The following is a 20,107-nucleotide window of genomic DNA, read 5'->3' as shown; positions in this document are numbered from 1 at the left end:
CGGGCGGCCTCGAGGCCGCCCGGACATTTCTACAACTTACTTGACGTTGGCGCCAACAACGGCGTCCCAGTTCTTGGTGATCGCTTCCTTCGCCTTGCCCTGCTCGTCGAGCGTCGGGAAGACGGCCGACGCGTAAGCTTCAGCCGGCGGCAGCTTGGCCATCACGTCGGCTGGCAGCTTGCCGTTCTTGGCGAGGTCGTTGAAGCGGATCGGATGGCAATAGCCCTTCAGCCAGCCGATCTGGCCCTCGTCGGAGTAGAGGTACTCGAGCCAGAGCTTGGCGGCGTTCGGATGCGGCGCGAAGGCGCTGATCGCCTGCACGTAGACGCCGGCGACGACGCCGGTCTTCGGCACGACGACATCCACCGGCGGGTTGCCCTTCAGCGTGTCGCGGCCGGCAAGCGCATTGTAGTCCCAGGTGACCAGGATCGGAGTCTGGCCCTGGGCCAGCGTCGCCGGCTTGCCGATGACCGGCACGAAATTGCCGGCGGCGTTGAGCTTCTTGAAGAAATCGAGGCCGGCGGTGCCGGCAGCATCGCCCGCGGCCGCGCCGCCGGAAAGGCCGGCGGCGTAGACCGCTTGGATGGCCTGGTTCGAGGCACGCGGATCACCGGCGAGCGCGACGGTGTTGGCATAGTCCGACTTCAAAAGGTCGGCCCAGTCAGCCGGCGCTTCCTTCACGAGATCCTTGTTCACCAGGAAGGACAGCACGCCGTAATAGTCGCCGGTCCAGTAGCCTTCGGCATCCTTGGCGCTGTCCGGGATCGAATCCCAGGTCGACACTTTGTAAGCCTGGATCAGGCCGTCCTTCTTGGCGGACGGGCCGAACGACAGGCCGACGTCGATGACGTCGGGCGCCTGCGGGCCTTTGTTGTCCTTGTTGGCCTTGATCGCCTCGACCTCGTCACCCGAACCGGCGTCGGGGTTGAGCTCATTGATCTTGATGTCCGGATACTTAGCCTTGAAAGCGTCGATGACCGCTCCGTAGCCGCACCAGTCATGCGGCAGCGCGATGACCGTGAGTTCGCCCTCCGCCTTGGCCGCCTTGGCGAGATCGTCCAGCGAAGCCGCGGACGAAATCACCGTCGACGCGAAGAGCGCCGCGGCCGAAAGGGAAAGCACTTTCCCCGTGAATTTCAACATTTGTTCTCTCCGTTGAACTGACGCCATTGGACGCCTGCGATGCGGTATCGTTTTCGTGTGACAGCCAGATGAAACCTTTGTGAAACCGGCACCCCGCAGTACGAAAAAGTAAACTCTTTTTAACCGGTTGTAGCAATCGCCTCGCGACTCTTTTTCCGGCTAATCATTATCCGACTTGTCCCTTGCCCTGTTCCCCTTCCTTTCCCCTCGTTTCCAGATCAACTTTCACCGTCGGTACCCGCTTCACACCGACCCGGCGATGGCATTATCGAGCAGCGTCAGCGCCGCCTTCTTGGTGAGCTTGACGGGATTGCCGCCGGCGGTCGGATCGACCACCGCCATGTCGGCGATCAACGCCTTGCGCTTCTTGTCCATGTCGAGGCCCTTGATCAGGCCGGGCAGCGCGTGCGGCACCTTGAGTTCCTTGCGCAGCTTGATGATCGCCTTGGCGAAACCGTCGAAACCGCCCTTGATGCCGCAATAGGCGGCGAGCCGCGCAATGCGGTCCTCGATCGCCTCGCGGTTGAAGGCGAGCACATAGGGCATGAACACGGCGTTGGTCATGCCGTGGTGGGTGTCGTAGAGCGCGCCGATCGGATGCGACAGCGAGTGGATGGCCCCCAGCCCCTTTTGGAAGGCGGCCGCGCCCATCGCCGCGGCGCTCATCATATGGGCGCGGGCGACCAGATCCTTGCCGTTGGCGAAGGCCTTGGGCAGGTTCTCGAACACCAGGCGGATGCCTTCCACCGCGATGCCGTCGGCCATCGGATGATAGCCCGGCGCGCAATAGGCTTCGAGGCAGTGGGCGAGCGCATCCATGCCGGTGCCGGCGGTGATGAAGGGCGGCATGCCGACCGACAGTTCCGGATCGGCAATCACGATCGCCGGCAAAAGTTTCGGATGGAAGATGACCTTCTTGGTGTGGGTCGCCTCATTGGTGATGACGCCCGCGCGCCCCACCTCGGACCCGGTGCCCGCCGTGGTCGGCACCGCGATGATCGGCGCGATCGCGTCGGAATTGGCTCTGGTCCACCAGTCGCCGATGTCCTCGAAATCCCACACCGGGCGCGTCTGTCCGGCCTGGAAGGCGATCAGCTTGCCGAGGTCGAGCGCCGAGCCGCCGCCGAAGGCGATGACGCCGTCATGCTTGCCCTTCTTGAACACCGCGATGCCTGCGGTGAGGTTGGACTCGACCGGATTCGGCTTCACCTCGGAAAACACGCCATAGGGGACCTTGGCGTCGTCGAGAATCTTCAGCGTGGAGGCGACGACCGGAAGTTTCGCCAGGCCAGGATCGGTGACGAAAAGCGGCCGCTTGATGCCGGCCGCCGTCAGCGCATCCGGCAGTTCCCTGATGCGGCCGGCGCCGAAGCGGACGGTGGTGGGGTAGTTCCATTTGGAGATCAGCTTGGACATGGATTGTCTTTCGAAAATCAGATCGCTTCACGCAGGTGGTAGGATTTCGGCCGGGTCAGATTGTCGTAGCCGATGGCCGAGAGCGCGGCGCCCTTGCCGGTATCCTTGACGCCGGTCCAGACCAGCGCCGGATCGAGATAGTCGCAGCGGTTCATGAACACGGTGCCGGTCTCGACGCGGTCGCCGATCGCCACCGCGCGCTCGGTGTCGCGCGTCCAGATCGAAGCCGTCAGCCCATAGGGGCTGTCGTTCATCAGCGCGATCGCCTCCTCGTCGTCGCGCACCTTCATGATGCCGACGATCGGCCCGAAACTTTCCTCGCGCATGACGCTCATCTGGTGGTCGACCCCGGTAAGCACCTCCGGCGCCAGATAGGGCGAGCCCGCTCTGTCGTTCTCGACCTTCATGTTGATGTGCGCCCTGGCGCCCTTGCGCAGCGCCTCGGCCTTCTGCTCGCGGATCAGGTCGGCGAAGCGCGCCTGCGCCATCGGCCCCATCGTGGTAGCCTGATCCAGCGGATTGCCGACGACGTAGTTCTTTGTCTCGGCGATGAAGCCCTCGACGAACTCGTCATAGACCTTCTCGTGCACATAGACGCGCTCGATGCCACAGCAGCACTGGCCGGAATTGTAGAAGGCGCCGTCGACCAGATTGGCGACCGCATGGTCCATCTTGGCGTCGGGCAGCACATAGGCGGGGTCCTTGCCGCCGAGCTCGAGGCCGAGCGTCATGAAGGTGCCGGCCGCAGCCTTCTCGATGGCGCGGCCGCCGCCGACCGAACCGGTGAAGTTGACATGGTCGATCTTGCCGGAGCCGAGCAGCTTCTCGGTCTGGGCATGGTTCATGACCAGGTTCTGGAACAGGCCCTTGGGCAGGCCCGCCTTGTCGAAGGCCTGTTGGAAGCGCTCGCCGACCAGCAGCGTCTGCGCCGCATGCTTGAGGATAACGGCGCTGCCGGCCATCAGCGCCGGCACGATCGTGTTGACCGCGGTGAGATAGGGATAGTTCCACGGCGCGATCACCAGCACGACGCCGAGCGGCACCTTCTTCATATAGCGGCGGAAGCCCTCCTTCGGATTGGAGGCCATGACCGGCTTCAACGCAGCTTCCGCGATCTCGACCATGTAGTTGGTGCGTTCCCTGACGCCGCCGAACTCGCCGCCATAGCGCACCGGCCGGCCCATCTGCCAGGCGATCTCGGGCACGATCTCGTCGGTCATAGCGACCAGCGCTTCCAGCATCGCCAGCATGTATTTGCCGCGCTCGACGACCGGCGTTTCGGCCCATTTCTCCTGCGCTGCCCTGGCGCGCTCGACCGCCGCGCTGATCGCCTGGTCGCTCGCGACCGGCCGCTCGGCATAGATCGAGCCGTCGATGGGTGATTTGAGTTTGACCGTTTCGGTCATTTCTTCCTCGCAGTTTTACAACAATCGAAAGTCATCTGGCTTGGTGCGGCCTTCACGCGCCTGGCGGCAGCTTCTTCCCTGCAGTGAAGGAGAAGAAGGAACCCGCTTCACTGTGACGAGAGGCGGCCCTGAGCCGCCTGCCCACCCTAGTACCGCTCGAACCCCCTGTGCAGCTCCCAATCCGTGATGCGGCGGTCGTATTCGAACTGCTCCCAGCGGGCGGTGTGCACATAGTGCTCGACCACATCCTCGCCGAAGGCCTGCTTCAGCATCGTTGAGGTCGCCAGCGTCTCGGTGGCGTCCCGCAGCGTCTTCGGGATTTCGGGCAGCTGCGAGGCCTGATAGGCATCGCCGACGAACGGCTTCTGCAGTTCCAGCTTCTCGTCGATGCCAGCAAGGCCGGACGCGATCAGCGCCGCGAAGGCGAGATAGGGATTGAGGTCGGCGCCGCCGATGCGGCACTCCATGCGGATGCCCTTGGTGCCCTCGCCGCAAAGGCGGAAGCCCGCGGTGCGGTTGTCCTCGCTCCACATGATCTTGGTCGGCGCGAAGGTGCCGGCCTGGAAGCGCTTGTAGGAGTTGATGTAGGGCGCAAGGAACCAGGTGAACTCCTTGGCGTATTTGAGCTGGCCGGCCGCCCATTGCTGGCCGAGGCTCGACAGCGTCCATTCCGCGTTTTTGTCGAAGAACAGCGGCGTCTTGCCGTCGGCGCTCCACAGCGAATTGTGGATGTGGCTGGAATTGCCGGCCAGTCCGTAATTGTACTTGGCCATGAAGGAGATGGCCTTGCCTTCGGAATCGGCGATCTCCTTGGCGCCGTTCTTCAGGATGACGTGGCGGTCGGCCATCTCGAGCGCCTCGGCATAGCGCACATTGATCTCTTCCTGGCCCGGGCCCCACTCGCCCTTGGAATTCTCGATCGGGATGCCGGCCGCCTCCATCTCGTTGCGAAGCCGGCGCATGACGCCTTCTTCCTTGGTGGTGATGCCGATCTGGTAGTCGCCGATATAGGGCGAAGCGGAATCGAGGCCCTGCCAGTGCTTCTTGCGGGCCGAATCGTAGGTCTCGTTGAACAGGTAGAATTCGAGCTCGGAGGCGAAGTAGCCGATATAGCCGCGCTCCTTGAGACGCTTGACCTGCTTCTTCAGGATGGCGCGCGGCGAGTGAGCGAGATCCTCATGGTCATGGTGGTCGAGCACGTCGCAGATGACCAGCGCCGTCTTTTCCAGCCAGGGGATGCGCCGCAGCGTCGAAAGGTCGGGCTTCATGACGAAGTCGCCATAGCCCTTCGACCAGCTCGCCGCCTTGTATCCGGGCACCGGCTCCATATCGATGTCGCAGGCCAGCAGATAATTGCAGCCATGCGTCTCGCCATGCGCGGAATCGACGAAATACTGGGCCAGGAAGCGCTTTCCCGCCAGCCGGCCCTGCATGTCGACGATGCAGGCCAGCACGGTGTCGATCTCGCCCTTCGAGACCGCTTCCTTCAACTGATCGAACGAGAAATTCCCGGCCATTCCTTTGGCGCTCCAGTGCTGGTCGATTGAAAGGGAGGAACCATGGCCGGCGCGATGCCGGCCATGGTTGTCGGGCTAACGCATCAGTTGCCGGTCTCGCCGACCGCTTGTTCGGCCGCCTTGATCGCAGCCTGGCGCTTGGCGATCTCATCGCCGATCGGCGGGCCCCGGAAGCGACGGGTCTCGAAGCCGTACCAAAGCACCGCGGTCAGCACGAGGAAGCCGATGGTGATGTAAAGCACTTTGTCGTTCGGCGGCTGGATGGCGATGTAGAAGATGATCGCCATGCCGACGACCGACAGCACGCAAAACAGCTTGAACAGCCCCGTGCCGAGATTCCAAGGACCGGGGTTCGGCCACTTCGCGGTTCCGTAGGCCAGCATGCCGAGCACGATCGGTATGATGAAGGACAGGAACAGGAAGACCAGCGTCGAGTTGACGACGATGGTGTAGATGTTGGTGCCGCCAATCGAGATGAACTGGGCAAGGAACACATAGATGATCTCGAGGACAGCAGCCGTCCAGATGGCGTGGACGGGCGTGCGCCAGGTCGGGCTGACCTTGGCAAGCGAGGCCGATCCGACGGGCATGCCGCCGTCGCGCGAGAAGGCGAAAAGCATGCGCGACGCCGAGGTCACGGTGGCCAGGCCGCAAAGGAACTGCGAGATCAGGATGGCGAGATAAAGCAGTTCCTTGAGCCATACCGGCAGGATCGTGTCCATCGTCGAGAAGAAGACGCTCCAGCCCTGCTTGGCGCCGGCCGCCAGGTCGGGGATCGCCAGCGTGATAGCGCAGACCATCGCCCAACCGATCAGCGACGACCACAGCACCGACGAAATGATTGCTCTCGGGACGGAATGCGCGGCCTTCAGCGTTTCCTCGGAGGTGTGCGCCGACGCGTCATATCCGGTGATGGTGTAGACCGGCAGCAGCAGGCAGAGCAGGAACAGGTAGGTCATGGAATCCGACTGCGGGAAAACCCCACCGCCGGCATCGCCCGAATAGTTGGTGAACGTCCAAAGCCTGGTGACGTCGATTGCCGGAGCAAATACCAGGCAGGCGACGATCAGCACCGCCGTTGCGCCAAGGATCAGGAAGCCCGAAGCGTCGGTCAGCATGGCAGTCAGCTTGATGCCGAAGTGATTGCAGATCGCCTGGATCACTGTGATGAGGGCGACAAATCCAACAATCTCGCCTGGGGTGCCGGTCATGCCGAACCAACTGCCGAACGTTCCGACGAAGAAGAAGGCGGTGCCGATGTTGATGGCACCCAGAACGGTGATCAGCCCGAGCAGGTTGAGCCAGGCGGTCAGCCAGCCGGTGAAGCGGTTTCCAAGGATCGACGCCCAGTGATAGAGGCCGCCTGCTGTCGGAAACGCGGAGGCGATCTGCGCCATGGCGAGAGCGAAGAATCCGGATACCGCGCAACCGACGATCCAGCCGATGCCGGCGCCGGCGCCGCCGACAGAGGATATCGCCTGAGCGAAGGAATTGATGCCGCCGGAAAGGATGCAGATGATCGAGAACGAGATCGCGAAGTTCGAGAAGCGGCTCATGCTTCGCGACAGTTCCTGGGCATAGCCCATTCCATGGAGGACCTTTAGGTCCTCATGCTTGTCATGTTCCGTATAGTCTTGCGCTGACATTTTGGTCCCCTGTTGGTTCTTAGCTGGCCGACTGTACTGACTTTCCCATTACGCGTTGTCGGGAGCCCCTGGCCTCCTCGGGCTCCAGATTCGAAAATATGCCTGTGAGCAGATCCGCCCATTTCCGCTGCCCGGTCTCGCCGGAGATCTCGTCGTTGCGGATTTCGATCATCGCGCAGGCAAGGCCGCGCGAGCGCGCGTGCCGTTCCAGCGTGAAATAGACACGGTCGGCCGGCGAATAGGGTTCATTGACGCCGACGGTGACGCCGGAGAGCCGCCTGAGCGCAGATATCAGCGGCGCCGCCAGCCTGCGGTCGTCATCGTGGATGATGCCGATATGCCAGGGCCGGCTTCTGCCCTTGTAGACCGGCGTGAAGGAGTGCACCGACACAAGGCGCGTCTCCTGGCCGTGCGCCAGCCGTCGCTCGATGATTTGTGCAACCGTGTCATGGAACGGACGCCACGCCAGGTCGACCCGCGCTGCGCGCTGCTTTTCGGAAAGACCGGTATTGCCCGGGATGGCCGTCGTTTCGCTGACCGGCGGCACGAGGTCCGGCGCGTCGAGCGGCCGGTTGCAGTCGATGACGAGGCGCGAGACGCAGGTCTCGACCAGCGTGGCATCGAGCGCCTCGGCCATGCGGCCGGCGACGGGCAGCGCGCCGGGATCCCAGGCGATGTGGCGGGAGAGGTCCTCGACGGGCAGGCCGAGCGTGCCGAATTCGGAGGGCAGGAAATTCGAGGCGTGGTCGCAGGTGAAGACGAAGGGGCTGGAGCCGCCAAGGTTGGTCACCCTCACGGTCCCCGACGGTGCAAGGCTGGCGTGCCGTGCTTTCTCCATACTGCCGTCCCCTGGGGAGCGCTGTATCTTATGTTACGTATTTTGCCTCATTGCGTCCCTGTGGATGATTTCATACACTTTGGCCGGCTTTGTCAAACGCCAATTCCGAAAACGGCGGCGACCGGGTCAACGGGCGGGGGAAAACCATGATTTCCAGCATTGCCGAACTGATCTCGGACCGCATCGGCACAATGCCCGCCGGCGAGCGCCGCGCCGCGCAGACGCTGATCGCCAACTATCCGCTGACCGGGCTGAAGACGGTCGCCGAGTTCTCGGCCGCAGCCGGCGTATCCTCGCCGACGATCCTGCGTTTCGTCGCGAGACTTGGCTTTCAGAACTATCCCGAATTCCAGTCGGCGCTGCAGGATGAGCTGGCGGCGCAGTTGCAGTCTCCGGCGTCGCGCACCCTCAACCCGGCGTCGCCCGCCAACGGCGGCACGGTTTCGCCGATGCTGGAGGCGACGCTGGAAAACATGCGCGAGACGTTCCGACACCTCTCCGACAGGCAACTCGTCGACATCGCCACAAGGCTTGCCGAGCGGCGCGGCAAGACCTTCCTGATCGGCGGCCGCTTCACCGACCCGCTGGCGCGCTACATGGCCGCCCACCTCGCCATCATCCAGCCGGATGTCTACCACCTCGCCGGCCAGGAGAGCATCTGGCGCGACCGGCTGATCGACATGGGCAAGCGCGACGTGCTGGTGATCTTCGACATCAGGCGTTACCAGGAAAGCCTTGTCCGTTTTGCCGAGAAGGCGCACCAGCGCGGCGTGCAGATCGTGCTTTTCACCGACCAGTGGCTGTCGCCGATCGCCCGCTTCGCCCGCCACGTGATCGCCGGGCGTACCGCCGTGCCGTCGGCCTGGGATTCGTCGGCCGCGCTCTTCGTCGTCGCCGAAACGCTGATCGGCGCCGTCACGAGACAGCTCGAAGCCGCCGGCGCCAAGCGCATCCGCGACCTGGAAAGCCTGCGGTGAACAGGTGTTGGCCTAGAGCAATTCCAGGAAAAGTGTGTAGCGGTTTTCCGTCCGGAATTGCCTAAAAACAAATAGTTAGAGTGGTTCAGCGTTTCCGTGAAGCGATGAAACGCTCTAAGGCCTTATGAACACCTTGCCATTCGGCTTGGCCAACTCGGCCGGCAGCCTGGCCATAGCTTCGTCCAGCGGCACCACCGCCGTCACGTCGGTTAACCAGCGTCCGTCGGAAAAGCGCTTTTGCGCCTCCAGCACCGCCGGGCCGAGCCGGTCGCGAAACGCTCGCATCCATTCGGCCAGCCAGAAGCCTTCGACGCGCTTGTGCTGGAAGATCAACTGGCCGGGCTCGCGGATCACCGTCGGCTCGGCGTCGAGCCTACCATAGACGATCCAGCGCGAGCGCTTCGGCATGGCGTAGAAGATGGCCGAGGCCAGCGGTCCGGTCACCGCGTCCAGGAAGATGCGCGGCTGCTCGGCCTTCATCACCTCGCGCAGCGCAGCTTCGAAATCCGCCGCTTTTTCGTTGAGCACATGCGCGGCACCCAGCCCTTTCAGCAACGGGATCTGCTCGTCGCGGCGCACGGTGACGATCGGCCGAAAACCTTCCTCCTTCGCCAGCCCAGTGATCAGCTTGCAGAGCTGGCTGGCGCCGGCGGTCATGACGAAGGCCTTCTCGCCTTCCTCTCTGACGATGTCGAACATGGCTAAAGCGGTCAGCGGATTGACGATCATCGCCGCGGCGTCCTCGTCGCGAACCGTGTCGAGCAACGGAATGCAGGACGCAGCCTCCGCCACCGCATAGTCGGCCCACGAGCCCCAGTTCGACACGCCGGTGGCGAAGGCGACGCGCTTTCCTTCGAGGCTCTTTGCGTACGGGTCATCGCCTGTCGTCACGACGATACCGACCCCCTCGAAGCCCGCCGGCCGCCCCTTCACGCGCGGCTGGCCGTATTGCCCCTTGATGAAGGCGATATCGGACGGGTTGATCGAGGCGAGGCCGACCTTGATCAGCGCCTGTGTCGGGCCGGGTTCGGGCACGGCGATGCTGCCCGGTCGGAGATAAGGCTCCATCGCCTCCAGCGCGCCGGCCGAAGGTGTCTTGGTATAGCCGTCGCCGACGAGCAGCAAGGCCTTCATTTCCGACGCAAGCGCCATGGCGGTCAGACCTTTTCCTGCGTATATTTCCTGAGCTCGGCGCGCGCCACCTGGCGCCGGTGCACGGCGTCCGGCCCGTCAGCGAGCCGCAATGTTCTCAGATGTGTCCACGAGCGGGCGAGCGGAGTGTCCTGGCTGATGCCTTGCGCGCCGAACATCTGCACCGCCTCGTCGGTGACTTTCAGCGCGACGCGGGGTGCTACCACCTTGATCTGGCTGATCCAGGGCGCGGCGGCGCGCGGATCGCCCTGGTCGATCATCCATGCCGCCTTGAGACAGAGCAGCCGCGCCATCTCGATCTCCATGCGGCACTCGGCGATGATGTCGAAATTGGCGCCGAGCTTCGCCAGCGACTGGCCGAAGGCCTCGCGCCGCACGGAACGCTGGCACAGCATCTCCAGCGCCATCTCGGCCTGGCCGATGGCGCGCATGCAGTGATGGATGCGGCCAGGCCCCAGCCGCCCCTGCGCGATCTCGAAGCCCCTGCCCTCGCCGAGGATCAGGTTCGCCACCGGAACCCGCACATCCTCGAACCTGAGATGCATATGGCCATGCGGCGCATCGTCGTCGCCATAGACCTGCATCGGTCGCAACTTGGTGACGCCCTTGCTGTCCGCCGGCACCAGGATCATCGAATGCCGGCTATGCTGCGGCTCTTCGTCCGAGCCGGTTCTGACCATGACGATGTAGATGGCGCAGCGCGGGTCACCGGCGCCGGACGCCCACCATTTCTCGCCGTTGAGCACATAATCGTCGCCGCGCCGCTCGCAGCGCATCGAAATGTTGGTGGCGTCCGATGAGGCGACGTCGGGCTCGGTCATCAGATAGGCCGAGCGGATTTTCCCATCGAGCAGCGGCTCCAGCCATTGCCGCTTATGCTCTTCCGAGCCGTAGCGCTCCAGCACTTCCATGTTGCCGGTGTCGGGCGCCGAGCAGTTGAAGGTCTCGGCGCCGAGATGGGCTTTTCCCATCTCTTCCGCCAGATAGGCATATTCGACAGTCGACAGGCCGTAGCCGCGCTTTGAATCGGTAAGCCAGAAATTCCACAGGCCGCGCTCCCGCGCCGTCTTCTTCAGCCCTTCGAGGATCTCGGTCTGTCTGGCCGTGTAGGCCCAACGGTCGCCGCCCTTGCCGACCTGGGCGAGAAACGCCTCGCCAAGCGGCGCGATCTCGTCGCGCACCATCGCGGCCACGCTCTGGTGGATCGGCTTCAGCCGCTCGCTCATGCCGAGATTCATGTCCGCCATCGGTTCCGGCCCTTTCGAAGTCTTTACCCGTGGCAAGGATGACCGTACTTCGGCTAGCGTTGTCAACGCGAGTCCTTCGGTTTCCGGCCGGGACGAGGCACGTGGGAGGAATTAGGATGAGCTATCTGGACAGGCTGTTCTCGGTCGCCGGCAAGACAGCGCTGGTGACCGGCGCCGCAACCGGCATCGGCCGGATGGTCGCGACCGGGCTGGTGCGGGCCGGCGCCACCGTGATGATCGCCTCGCGCAAGGGCGAGGACTGCATCCGGGTCGCCAGCGAGCTCAATGCGCAGGGCGGCGACGGCCGGGCCGAGGGCTTTGCCGGCGACGTGTCCAGCGAAGCGGGCATCGCCGCTTTGGTCGCCGAGGTGAAGGTGCGCACGGACCGGCTGCACATCCTGGTCAATAATGCCGGCATTTCCTGGGGCGCGCCGCTGGAGGAGTTTCCCTACCACGCCTGGGCCAAGGTCTTCGGCGTCAACGTCACCGCGGTCTTCCATCTCACGCGGGAGCTTCTGCCGTTGCTCGACGACGCCGCAAGCGACGAGGATCCGGCCCGCGTGATCAATCTTGGCTCGGTGATGGGCACCCAGCCGCTGGCCGACGACGCCTATTCCTACACCGCCTCCAAGGCCGCCGTGCATCACCTGACGCGCACGCTGGCGATCGAGTTCGCCGCCCGCCGCATCACAGTCAATGCCTTCGCCCCCGGCCCCTTCCAGAGCCGGATGACGGCCTTTGCCACCGCCACCGCGGAGCAGGCGAAACATGTCGGTAACCATGTTCCGCTCGGCCGCATCGGCGTGGCGGATGACATTGCCGGCGCAACGCTCTATTTGTGCAGCCGTGCCGGAAGCTATGTCACCGGCGCCATCCTGCCGATCGACGGCGGCCAGTCGGTGCAGCATGGAATGACGTTGTTCAAGGAATGATACGCTCGTTATCCGGGCGGGGGTGCGGAGGACATCAGCGTGGAACCGATCAGTCTCGATACGCTTCTGGCCAGCGTCGGCAAGGAAGTCGGCGTGTCGCCCTGGCGAACGGTGACGCAGCGCATGATCGACCAGTTCGCCGACGCCACCGACGACCATCAGTTCATCCATTGCGATCCGGAGCGCGCCGCGCGTGAGACGCCGTTCGGCGGCACCATCGCGCATGGCTTCCTGTCACTGTCGCTGCTGTCGGCCATGACCTTCGAGACCATGCCGCCGATCGAAAACACCAAGATGGGCGTCAATCACGGCTTCGACACGCTGCGCTTCCTGGCGCCGGTCAAGACCGGCTCGCGCATCCGCACGCACTTCGTGCTGGCCGACGTCAAGGTGCGGCCTTCCGGCTGGGTCCAGACGGCGCATGACGTGACCATCGAGATCGAAGGATCGAAGAAGCCGGCGCTGACCGCGCGCTGGCTGACCCTGACGCTGATCGAGCGCCAGCCCGAGACCGCATGAGCGGCGACAGCAACGTCTTAGATCAAACAGCGCTTGCGCCTTACCTCGAGGCGCATATTCCGGGCTTTGCCGGGCTTTCGGCGGTCGACAAGTTCAAGTCCGGACAGTCGAACCCAACCTATCTGCTGACCGCCGCGAGCGGCCGCTACGTGCTGCGCGCCAAACCGCCGGGACAGTTGCTGAAGTCGGCGCATCAGGTCGACCGCGAGTTCCGGGTCATGCAGGCGCTCAGCTCGACCGCCGTGCCGGTGCCGCGCATGCTGCACCTGTCCGGCGAGGACTCGCCGATCGGCCGCATGTTCTATGTCATGGAATTCCTCGATGGCCGCATCTTCTGGGATCCGTCCTTGCCGGACGCATCCGGCCCCGACACATCCAGCAATGACGAGCGCGCGGCGATCTACGACGCCATGAACGCGACGCTCGCCGCCCTGCACGACGTCGATATCGCGGCCGTGGGGCTTGGCGATTTCGGCAAGCCCGGCAGCTATTTCGAGCGCCAGTTCGCGCGCTGGACCAGCCAGTACCGCGCCTCCGAAACGGAAGAGATCGCCGACATGGACCGGCTGATCGCCTGGCTGGAGACGCATATGCCGGCCGACGACGGCCGGGTCTCGCTGGTGCATGGCGACTACCGGCTGGACAACATGATCTTCGCCAAGGACGAGCCTAAGGTCATCGCCGTGCTCGACTGGGAACTGTCGACGCTCGGCCATCCCTTCGCCGACCTCGCTTATCAATGCATGCAGTGGCGGCTGCCGCATGCCTCCGGCTTTCGCGGCCTCGGCGGCGTCGACCGCGCTGTGCTCGGTCTGCCTTCCGAGGAAGCCTATGTGGCCGCCTATTGCCGGCGGCGCAGCATCGACGGCATCGGCAACTGGACATTCTTCCTCGCCTTCTCCTTCTTCCGGCTGGCGGCGATCTGCCAGGGTGTCTACCGCCGTGCGCTGGACGGCAATGCCTCCAATCCGGAAAAGGCCAAGACCTATGGCGAGGCGGTGAAGCTGCTCGCCGCGCTCGCGGTGGACCTGATCGACAGGCGGATTTGAATACGGGGAGTTGGGCGATGGGCAGGTTCGATGGAGCCACGGTGCTGATAACCGGTGCGACCGGCGGCCTCGGCAGCGGCGCGGCCAAAGCCTTCGCCGCCGAGGGTGCGCGGCTGGTTCTTTCCGATCTCGACGAAGCGGCACTGGGCGATTTCGCGGCGACACTTGGCGCCGAAACCGCGTTCCTTGCCGGCAACATTGCCGACGAGAAGCTCTCGGAGGATCTGGTGAAGCTCGCCGTCGGGAAATTCGGCCGGCTGGACATTGCCGTCAACAACGCCGGGATCGTGCACGCCTTCGTGCGCCTGCCGCAGGTGACGTCGGAAGAAGCGCGCCGGGTGCTTGAGGTCGACCTGCTCGGCGTCTTCTACGCCATGAGGCACCAGATTCCACAGATGGAGCGGCAATTCAGGGAAAGCGGCAGAGGCGGCGCCATCGTCAACGTCGCCTCGGTCGCCGGTCTCTCCGGCGCGCCGAAATTGTCGGTCTACGCCGCCGCCAAGCATGGCGTCGTCGGGCTGACGCGCTCCGCGGCGGTCGAATACGCCGCCAAGGGGATACGCATCAACGCGGTCTGCCCGGCCCATACCAGGACGGCGATGGTCGACGGCTTCGTGCGTTCTACCGGCGCGCCGGAAGTCGAAGCGCTTGCCGAGCTCGCGCGCGGCGTGCCGATGAAGCGCGTCGGCGAAGTGGACGAGATCGTGACCGGCATCCTTTATCTCGCCGACTCCGCCAATTCCTTCATGACCGGCCACGCGCTGGCGCTCGATGGCGGCATCGGCGCGATCTAGTTCAGGTAACGGCTTTCCCCCGGAATTGAGTTGGAACAAAGCGTTAGGCCGTACCTTGCGGAACCAAGCCACTCCCTTGTCCGTTTCCGTACAGCGTATATAATTTCGTAAGGCAACCACGACAAAGGCAGGCGGACATTGACGCTGAGCGTTCAGAAGCGCCGCGAGAAACAGAAAGCTGAGCTTCGCTCCGAACTGGTCGACGCGGCCCACAAGCTTGTCCAGGAAGAGGGCTACGAAGGGCTTACCATCCGCAAGCTGGCCAAGCGGGTCGGCTACGCGCCGATGTCTGTCTATTCCTACTTCGCCGACAAGCAGGACATCCTGTTCGCGCTCGCCGAGGACGCCTTCGAAACGCTGGCCCGGCGCATCGAGGAACATCCCTCCGACGATCCCGTTGAGGCGCTGCGGGCGGTGATGACCGAGTATGCCGCCTTCGGGCTCGGCAACCCCAATGAGTACCGCACCGTCTTCATGACAGAGAAGACGCGACTGCCGGAAGGCCGCAGCTACGAGGACATGGAAGAGGGCAACCCGGCGATGAAAGTGCTGATCAAAAGGGTCGAAGCTTGTGTCGCCGCCGGCGAGCTCAAGGGCGACCCGCGCGCCATCGCCACCATGCTGTGGACCGTCGGCCACGGCACGATCTCGCTGCTGATCACCTTTCCCTTCTATCCGTTCGGCGATCCCCAGGCCTATGTGAAGCGGATGTGCGACTTCATGCTGGCTTCATTGTCGGCGCAGGACATACCCCCGCTGACCGAAACACCCGTCAACTGCTGACCGGCCATCTTTGACCGTTTTGCCCATCGGATCGCTTGATTCGCGAAGGCGAATTCCTACCTTCAAGAAAATTTGTCGTACGCGTACAAAACTCCTCCTTGTATTCAGCTTCCGTTAACCGTATATGTACGTCGTATCGTACATGTACGGAATTGACTGGAGACGGAAGATGAAAAAGACAGTCCTCGCTCTCGCTGCCGTGCTGGCTTTCTCGGGCGCCGCTTTTGCCGGCGCGAGCCAGCCGGCCAAGCACGCCCCGGCGGCCTGCGTTCAGACCCATACCAATGTGACGCTCGACTGCACCGCCACCGGCTCGGTCGAAAAGGCCGACGCCAGCAAGACCCAGACCATCAAGGGCCCGCGGCTCGGCATGGACGTGAACCCGTGGTTCCTGCCCGGCCTTTGAACGCGGCAAACGCAAAATTGGAAACGAAAACGGGCGGCACTTGGCCGCTCGTTTTCGTTTCGCCGACAATCCGGTCGTACCCTATGTCTTTGCCGGCACGTTTCTATTTCTTGCCGGGCTTCGCGGGAGAGCCGGAAATGGACGTGCCTGTGATCGACACCGGATCGCTGGCCGGGAATGTGTCCTCGAGGCCTTCCTCGAGCTCTTCTTCCTCGATCTCGTGATGCCGTTCCTGCTCGAGCGAACGGACCGCCGCTGTCTTCCTAGGCGACTTTGGTGCTGATTTGGATGGCATCGGCTTCTCCCTCGCTAGTCGCAAATAACGGAACGGAGCGGCGATGGTTCCTATGGGGGAACACAGCAGAGGGCACGCCGCGAGAGGTCATGTGCTCAGTTCGCAGCGTCGCTCGCCGCTTCCGACAGCAAAGTAAAGACATAGTCCGAGAAGGAACGCCAGCACTCCACGCGGAATGCGTCCGCGCCGGTGCGCAGCAGCACGATCTCGGACTTGCCGAGGATGGTGCGCGACGCCGCCCCGACCGGGAAGGCTTCGAGCGACAGGTCCTGCGGGCAACCGGAATTGACCGTCACTGCGGCGGCTGGCCCGGTGACCGAGATCGCGACGTTGCGATGCGAGATGCCGACCGCCGAATGCAGCGCCGACAGCTTGGCGCAGTCGGCCAGCGGATCCTTGCCGGCCTCGTCGACGATCAGCCACTCGTCCGGCCCGAGCCAGAGCGCGGTGCGCCCGCCCTTGGTGGCCGAGGTTTTCGGCTTCGTCGGCAAGGTCACGCCGAGCGCCTTGGAGAGTGCCGTGAGCGAAGCTTCCGGCGCGCGCAGCGAGATGCGTTCGGCCGGCGGCAGGATCTCGACCTTGACGCCCGGCGCCGACACCGCTCGGCCGGCAAGTGCCGGACGCCGCTCGACGGAAGCTGAAGCCTCGGCGGTTTTTATCTTGGCAGCAGCCTTAGCCATTGAGGCGCTCTCCCTTCTCGTCGACGAACACCATGCCAGTCACCTCCACCTCGATCGTGCCGTTCGGCATCGGCACGTAGAGCGTCTGGCCCATGCGGTCGCGGCCGCCGGCGACCAGCGCCAGCGCGATCGAGCGCCCGCAATTCTCCGACCAGTAGCTGGAGGTGACGTGGCCGATCATCTTCATCGGGATCGCCTGTTTCGGATCCGCCACGATCTGCGCGCCCTCTTCCAGCACGACCTTCGGGTCCTTGGTCTTCAGGCCGACGAGCTGCTTGCGGCCCTTGGCGACGAGGTCCGAGCGCATCATGCCGCGGATGCCGACGAAGTCGGTCTTTTTCTTGCCGACCGCCCAATCGAGCCCGGCGTCGTTCGGCGTCACCGTGCCGTCGGTGTCCTGGCCGACGATGATGTAGCCCTTCTCGGCGCGCAGCACGTGCATCGTTTCGGTGCCGTAGGCAGTGGCGCCGTGCTTCTGGCCTTCGGCCCACAGCGCTTCCCAGATGGCCTCGCCATAGTCGGCCGGCACGTTGACCTCGAAGCCGCGCTCGCCGGTGAAGGACATGCGGAACAGCCTCGTCGGCACGCCGCAGATCTTGCCCTCGCGCACCGACATATGCGGCAGCGCTTCGTCCGACATGTCGATGCCTTCGACCAGCGGCGCGATGATCTCGCGGGATTTCGGTCCCTGCACCGCGATCACCGCCCATTGCTCGGTGATCGAGGTCAGCCAGACATTGAGATGCGGGAACTCGGTCTGGAGGTAGTCCTCCATGTGGTGCATGACGCGCGGCGCGCCGCCGGTCGTCGTCGTCACATGGAAGCGGTCCGGCGCCAGCCTGCCGACGACGCCGTCGTCATAGATGAAGCCGTCCTCGCGCAGCATGATGCCGTAGCGGCAGCGGCCGGGCTCCAGCTTCTCCCACGGATTGGTGTAAAGCAGCTCCATGAACTTCGCCGCATCCGGCCCGACCACCTCGATCTTGCCGAGCGTCGAGGCGTCGAACAGGCCGGCCGCCTTGCGTACCGTCACGCATTCGCGGTTGACGGCGGCGTGCATGTCCTCGCCGGCCTTGGGGAAATACCAGGCGCGTTTCCACTGGCCGACATCCTCGAAGACGGCGCCATGTGCCGCCGCCCAGCCATGGGTCGCCGTCCGACGCGTCGGGTCGAACAAGGCGCCGCGCGCGTGGCCGACGATCGAGCCGAACGTCACCGGCGTATAGGGCGCGCGGAAGGTGGTGAGACCGACCTGCGGGATCGGCTTGCCGAGCGTTTCGGCCGCGATCGCCAGGCCGTGCATGTTCGAGGTCTTGCCCTGGTCGGTCGCCATGCCGTTGGTGGTGAAGCGCTTGACGTGCTCGATCGAGTGCATGCCTTCATGCACCGCCTGGCGGATGTCCTTGGCGGTGACGTCGTTCTGGAAATCGACGAAAGCCTTGACCGTGGTGCCCGGTCCGGCGCCGGGGGCGGCGCCCAGCATGCCGCGCGACCAGCTCTCGCTGGCATCGACCTTGGGCTTGGCGCCTTTGCCCGTCTTGACGCTGGAATCCCTGGCGCCCGCGTCCTTCGCCGCTTTGGCGCCGGCCGCATAGGCCTCGTCGACCGTTGCGTCCAGCCCGTCCGTTCCGTTACAGGCGCCGACCGAGACGCAGTCCTGCGCGTAGGTTCCCGGCACGAAGCGCCGCGTCTCCTCGTTGAAGGCGACCTTGCCGCGCGACTGCGAGAAAAGATGCACCGACGGCGTCCAGCCGGCCGACATCAGGATGGCATCGACCGCGATGGTGCGCTCGCCGCCGCCATTCTTCGGCTGCACGGTCATCGAGGAGACGCGCAGCTTGCCGCCGGCGCTGACCACCGCGCGGCCGAAATTGATCTCTATGCCGAGGCTTCTCGCCTCGTCGATCACCGCCTCCGACGGGTTGTCGCGCAGGTCGACGATCGCGGCGATATTGATGCCGGCTTTCTTCAGGTCGATCGCTGCCGCGTAAGCCGAGTCGTTGGCCGTATAGACGCCGACATTCCTGCCGACCGCGACGCCATAGTGGTTGAGGTAAGTGCGCGCGGCCGATGCCAGCATGACACCCGGACGGTCGTTGTTGGCGAACACCATGTGCCGCTCGATGGCGCCGGTTGCCAGCACCACGCGCTTGGCGCGGACCTGCCACAGGCGCTCGCGCGCCAGCTCGCGGCCGGGGCTCTTGAGATGGTCGCTGACCCGCTCGACCAGGCCGACGAAGTTCTGCGCATAATACCCAAAGGCAGTCGTGCGCGGCAGCACGCGGACGTTGTCCATGGCCTTGAGTCTCGCGATCGCGGCTTGCGCCCAGGCAAAACCATTCTCGCCGTCGATCTTGGCTCCGCTCTCGAAGCGCAGGCTGCCGCCGAATTCGGCCTGCTCGTCGGCGAGGATGACCCGCACGCCGGTTTCGGCGGCGGCGAGCGCCGCGGCGATACCGGCGACACCGCCGCCCAGCACCAGCACGTCGCAATGCGCATAGCGCGCCGCATAGTGGTCGGGGTCCGGTCGGTCCGGAGAAACGCCAAGGCCGGCGGCCGAGCGGATCTGCGGCTCGTAGAGGCTCTTCCAGGCCGATTTCGGCCACATGAAGGTCTTGTAGTAGAAGCCTGCCGAGAACATCGGCGAGGCAAGGTCATTGACCGCGCCGACGTCGAAGGCCAGCGAAGGCCAGCGGTTCTGCGAATGGGCTGTCAGTCCGTCATAGAGCTCCTGCACGGTCGCCCGCACATTCGGCGTCTTGCGCGCGTCGTCGCGCACGACCTGAACCAGCGCGTTCGGCTCTTCCGCGCCGGCCGACAGGAAGCCGCGCGGCCGGTGATATTTGAAGGAACGGCCGACCAGATGCACGCCGTTGGCGAGCAGCGCCGAGGCCAGCGTATCGCCCTCGATACCGGTATAGGACCTATCGTCGAAGCTGAAGGACGCGGTCTTCGCCTGGCTGAGGCGCCCGGCGCCGGGAATGCGGAACGCGGCGTTCATTTCGAGGCTCCAGGCAGCTTCGCAGGCTTCGGCTCGCCGGCCTTGTAGGTCATGACGAACTTGTCGGTGACGGTGTCGCGCACGGCGTTGAAGAAGCGCGCGCAGCCATGGATGTGCCGCCAGCGCTCATAGGTGACGCCTTTCGGGTTCGAGCGGATGAAGAAGAATTTCTCGAAATCGTCTTCGCTCTCGGCGGCAATGTTGGTCGGGCGCGCGATATGCGCCTCGCCGGCATTGCGGAATTCGAGTTCCGGGCGCTCTTCCTCGCAATAGGGACAGCGGATGAGAAGCATTTTCGGTCGATCC

Annotated in this window: 19 protein-coding genes; 7 read left to right on the top strand and 12 right to left on the bottom strand. The window is 64.3% G+C overall.

What is annotated here, in order from left to right:
* Nucleotides 1-36 precede the first annotated feature (36 nt).
* The 6 genes from QAZ22_RS11400 to QAZ22_RS11375 all read right to left on the bottom strand — a co-directional run bounded on the left by QAZ22_RS11400 (nucleotide 37) and on the right by QAZ22_RS11375 (nucleotide 7,966).
* Nucleotides 37-1,143: an ABC transporter substrate-binding protein gene (locus QAZ22_RS11400; RefSeq protein WP_278206854.1), complete on the bottom strand. Its 1,107-nt coding sequence runs from the start codon at nucleotides 1,141-1,143 to the stop codon at nucleotides 37-39.
* Nucleotides 1,144-1,386: 243 nt separating this feature from the next.
* Nucleotides 1,387-2,559, bottom strand: coding sequence for an iron-containing alcohol dehydrogenase (locus QAZ22_RS11395; protein ID WP_278206853.1), 1,173 nt, complete (start codon nucleotides 2,557-2,559; stop codon nucleotides 1,387-1,389).
* Nucleotides 2,560-2,576: 17 nt separating this feature from the next.
* On the bottom strand, nucleotides 2,577-3,965 hold the full coding sequence (locus QAZ22_RS11390; RefSeq protein ID WP_278206852.1) for an aldehyde dehydrogenase family protein: 1,389 nt from the start codon (nucleotides 3,963-3,965) through the stop codon (nucleotides 2,577-2,579).
* A gap of 146 nt (nucleotides 3,966-4,111) precedes the next feature.
* Nucleotides 4,112-5,482, bottom strand: a complete 1,371-nt coding sequence (locus QAZ22_RS11385; protein WP_278206851.1) for a glutamine synthetase family protein — start codon at nucleotides 5,480-5,482, stop codon at nucleotides 4,112-4,114.
* 83 nt (nucleotides 5,483-5,565) lie between these two features.
* Nucleotides 5,566-7,128: an amino acid permease gene (locus QAZ22_RS11380; protein ID WP_278206850.1), complete on the bottom strand. Its 1,563-nt coding sequence runs from the start codon at nucleotides 7,126-7,128 to the stop codon at nucleotides 5,566-5,568.
* A gap of 19 nt (nucleotides 7,129-7,147) precedes the next feature.
* Nucleotides 7,148-7,966 carry an N-formylglutamate amidohydrolase gene (locus QAZ22_RS11375; protein WP_278206849.1) on the bottom strand — a complete coding sequence of 273 codons (819 nt, stop codon included), beginning with the start codon at nucleotides 7,964-7,966 and terminating at the stop codon, nucleotides 7,148-7,150.
* A 146-nt stretch (nucleotides 7,967-8,112) separates the two neighbouring features.
* Between QAZ22_RS11375 and QAZ22_RS11370 the strand changes: the two genes are divergently transcribed.
* Nucleotides 8,113-8,943 (top strand): MurR/RpiR family transcriptional regulator, encoded by an 831-nt coding sequence (locus tag QAZ22_RS11370; RefSeq protein ID WP_278206848.1) that lies wholly within the window; start codon nucleotides 8,113-8,115, stop codon nucleotides 8,941-8,943.
* A gap of 114 nt (nucleotides 8,944-9,057) precedes the next feature.
* Here QAZ22_RS11370 and QAZ22_RS11365 read toward each other — a convergent pair whose 3' ends face one another.
* Both QAZ22_RS11365 and QAZ22_RS11360 read right to left on the bottom strand, forming a co-directional pair.
* Entirely contained in the window at nucleotides 9,058-10,095 is a 1,038-nt protein-coding gene (locus QAZ22_RS11365; RefSeq protein WP_278206847.1) for a zinc-binding dehydrogenase, read from the bottom strand.
* A gap of 5 nt (nucleotides 10,096-10,100) precedes the next feature.
* Nucleotides 10,101-11,342 (bottom strand): acyl-CoA dehydrogenase family protein, encoded by a 1,242-nt coding sequence (locus QAZ22_RS11360; RefSeq protein WP_278206846.1) that lies wholly within the window; start codon nucleotides 11,340-11,342, stop codon nucleotides 10,101-10,103.
* A gap of 116 nt (nucleotides 11,343-11,458) precedes the next feature.
* Here QAZ22_RS11360 and QAZ22_RS11355 point away from each other — a divergent pair, with 116 nt between their 5' ends.
* The 6 genes from QAZ22_RS11355 (at nucleotide 11,459) to QAZ22_RS11330 (ending at nucleotide 15,825) form a co-directional block, all read left to right on the top strand.
* Nucleotides 11,459-12,274, top strand: coding sequence for an SDR family oxidoreductase (locus QAZ22_RS11355; protein WP_278206845.1), 816 nt, complete (start codon nucleotides 11,459-11,461; stop codon nucleotides 12,272-12,274).
* 33 nt (nucleotides 12,275-12,307) lie between these two features.
* Complete coding sequence (locus QAZ22_RS11350; protein ID WP_277816115.1) at nucleotides 12,308-12,793, top strand: MaoC family dehydratase; 486 nt, start codon at nucleotides 12,308-12,310, stop codon at nucleotides 12,791-12,793.
* Complete coding sequence (locus QAZ22_RS11345) at nucleotides 12,790-13,842, top strand: phosphotransferase family protein (RefSeq protein WP_278206844.1); 1,053 nt, start codon at nucleotides 12,790-12,792, stop codon at nucleotides 13,840-13,842. Before QAZ22_RS11350 ends, QAZ22_RS11345 begins: the two co-directional genes overlap by 4 nt.
* Nucleotides 13,843-13,859: 17 nt before the next feature.
* Nucleotides 13,860-14,636: an SDR family oxidoreductase gene (locus QAZ22_RS11340; protein WP_278206843.1), complete on the top strand. Its 777-nt coding sequence runs from the start codon at nucleotides 13,860-13,862 to the stop codon at nucleotides 14,634-14,636.
* A gap of 138 nt (nucleotides 14,637-14,774) precedes the next feature.
* The gene (locus QAZ22_RS11335) at nucleotides 14,775-15,419 is read left to right on the top strand and encodes a TetR/AcrR family transcriptional regulator (RefSeq protein ID WP_278206842.1); all 645 of its coding nucleotides are present in this window, start codon (nucleotides 14,775-14,777) and stop codon (nucleotides 15,417-15,419) included.
* A 169-nt stretch (nucleotides 15,420-15,588) separates the two neighbouring features.
* Nucleotides 15,589-15,825 (top strand): DUF680 domain-containing protein, encoded by a 237-nt coding sequence (locus tag QAZ22_RS11330; RefSeq protein ID WP_278206841.1) that lies wholly within the window; start codon nucleotides 15,589-15,591, stop codon nucleotides 15,823-15,825.
* A gap of 103 nt (nucleotides 15,826-15,928) precedes the next feature.
* On the opposite strand, the gene QAZ22_RS11325 is transcribed toward QAZ22_RS11330, so the two are convergent.
* From QAZ22_RS11325 to QAZ22_RS11310, 4 genes are all read right to left on the bottom strand, one after another.
* A complete protein-coding gene (locus tag QAZ22_RS11325; protein WP_278206840.1) occupies nucleotides 15,929-16,120 on the bottom strand; it encodes a hypothetical protein in 192 nt (63 codons plus the stop codon).
* 95 nt (nucleotides 16,121-16,215) lie between these two features.
* On the bottom strand, nucleotides 16,216-16,800 hold the full coding sequence (locus QAZ22_RS11320) for a sarcosine oxidase subunit gamma (protein ID WP_278206839.1): 585 nt from the start codon (nucleotides 16,798-16,800) through the stop codon (nucleotides 16,216-16,218).
* Entirely contained in the window at nucleotides 16,793-19,801 is a 3,009-nt protein-coding gene (locus QAZ22_RS11315) for a sarcosine oxidase subunit alpha (RefSeq protein ID WP_278206838.1), read from the bottom strand. The genes QAZ22_RS11320 and QAZ22_RS11315 overlap by 8 nt, the downstream gene beginning before the upstream one ends.
* A complete protein-coding gene (locus tag QAZ22_RS11310) occupies nucleotides 19,798-20,094 on the bottom strand; it encodes a sarcosine oxidase subunit delta (protein ID WP_278206837.1) in 297 nt (98 codons plus the stop codon). Before QAZ22_RS11310 ends, QAZ22_RS11315 begins: the two co-directional genes overlap by 4 nt.
* Nucleotides 20,095-20,107: the final 13 nt, after the last annotated feature.

Source organism: Mesorhizobium sp. WSM4906 (assembly GCF_029674625.1).
In the GTDB taxonomy this organism is placed as follows: domain Bacteria; phylum Pseudomonadota; class Alphaproteobacteria; order Rhizobiales; family Rhizobiaceae; genus Mesorhizobium.
The sequence above is the reverse complement of the archived record's forward strand: the minus strand, read 5'-3'. Positions and strand labels throughout refer to the sequence as shown.

Bases quoted from the DNA above. Each gene is read 5' to 3' on its own strand.
- QAZ22_RS11380 (WP_278206850.1), bottom strand. From the start codon at position 7,128: ATGTCAGCGCAAGACTATACGGAACATGACAAGCATGAGGACCTAAAG.
- QAZ22_RS11320 (WP_278206839.1), bottom strand. From the start codon at position 16,800: ATGGCTAAGGCTGCTGCCAAGATAAAAACCGCCGAGGCTTCAGCTTCC.
- QAZ22_RS11325 (WP_278206840.1), bottom strand. From the start codon at position 16,120: ATGCCATCCAAATCAGCACCAAAGTCGCCTAGGAAGACAGCGGCGGTC.
- QAZ22_RS11400 (WP_278206854.1), bottom strand. From the start codon at position 1,143: ATGTTGAAATTCACGGGGAAAGTGCTTTCCCTTTCGGCCGCGGCGCTC.
- QAZ22_RS11395 (WP_278206853.1), bottom strand. From the start codon at position 2,559: ATGTCCAAGCTGATCTCCAAATGGAACTACCCCACCACCGTCCGCTTC.
- QAZ22_RS11375 (WP_278206849.1), bottom strand. From the start codon at position 7,966: ATGGAGAAAGCACGGCACGCCAGCCTTGCACCGTCGGGGACCGTGAGG.
- QAZ22_RS11355 (WP_278206845.1), top strand. From the start codon at position 11,459: ATGAGCTATCTGGACAGGCTGTTCTCGGTCGCCGGCAAGACAGCGCTG.
- QAZ22_RS11370 (WP_278206848.1), top strand. From the start codon at position 8,113: ATGATTTCCAGCATTGCCGAACTGATCTCGGACCGCATCGGCACAATG.
- QAZ22_RS11390 (WP_278206852.1), bottom strand. From the start codon at position 3,965: ATGACCGAAACGGTCAAACTCAAATCACCCATCGACGGCTCGATCTAT.
- QAZ22_RS11345 (WP_278206844.1), top strand. From the start codon at position 12,790: ATGAGCGGCGACAGCAACGTCTTAGATCAAACAGCGCTTGCGCCTTAC.
- QAZ22_RS11315 (WP_278206838.1), bottom strand. From the start codon at position 19,801: ATGAACGCCGCGTTCCGCATTCCCGGCGCCGGGCGCCTCAGCCAGGCG.
- QAZ22_RS11385 (WP_278206851.1), bottom strand. From the start codon at position 5,482: ATGGCCGGGAATTTCTCGTTCGATCAGTTGAAGGAAGCGGTCTCGAAG.
- QAZ22_RS11310 (WP_278206837.1), bottom strand. From the start codon at position 20,094: ATGCTTCTCATCCGCTGTCCCTATTGCGAGGAAGAGCGCCCGGAACTC.
- QAZ22_RS11365 (WP_278206847.1), bottom strand. From the start codon at position 10,095: ATGGCGCTTGCGTCGGAAATGAAGGCCTTGCTGCTCGTCGGCGACGGC.
- QAZ22_RS11360 (WP_278206846.1), bottom strand. From the start codon at position 11,342: ATGGCGGACATGAATCTCGGCATGAGCGAGCGGCTGAAGCCGATCCAC.
- QAZ22_RS11330 (WP_278206841.1), top strand. From the start codon at position 15,589: ATGAAAAAGACAGTCCTCGCTCTCGCTGCCGTGCTGGCTTTCTCGGGC.
- QAZ22_RS11340 (WP_278206843.1), top strand. From the start codon at position 13,860: ATGGGCAGGTTCGATGGAGCCACGGTGCTGATAACCGGTGCGACCGGC.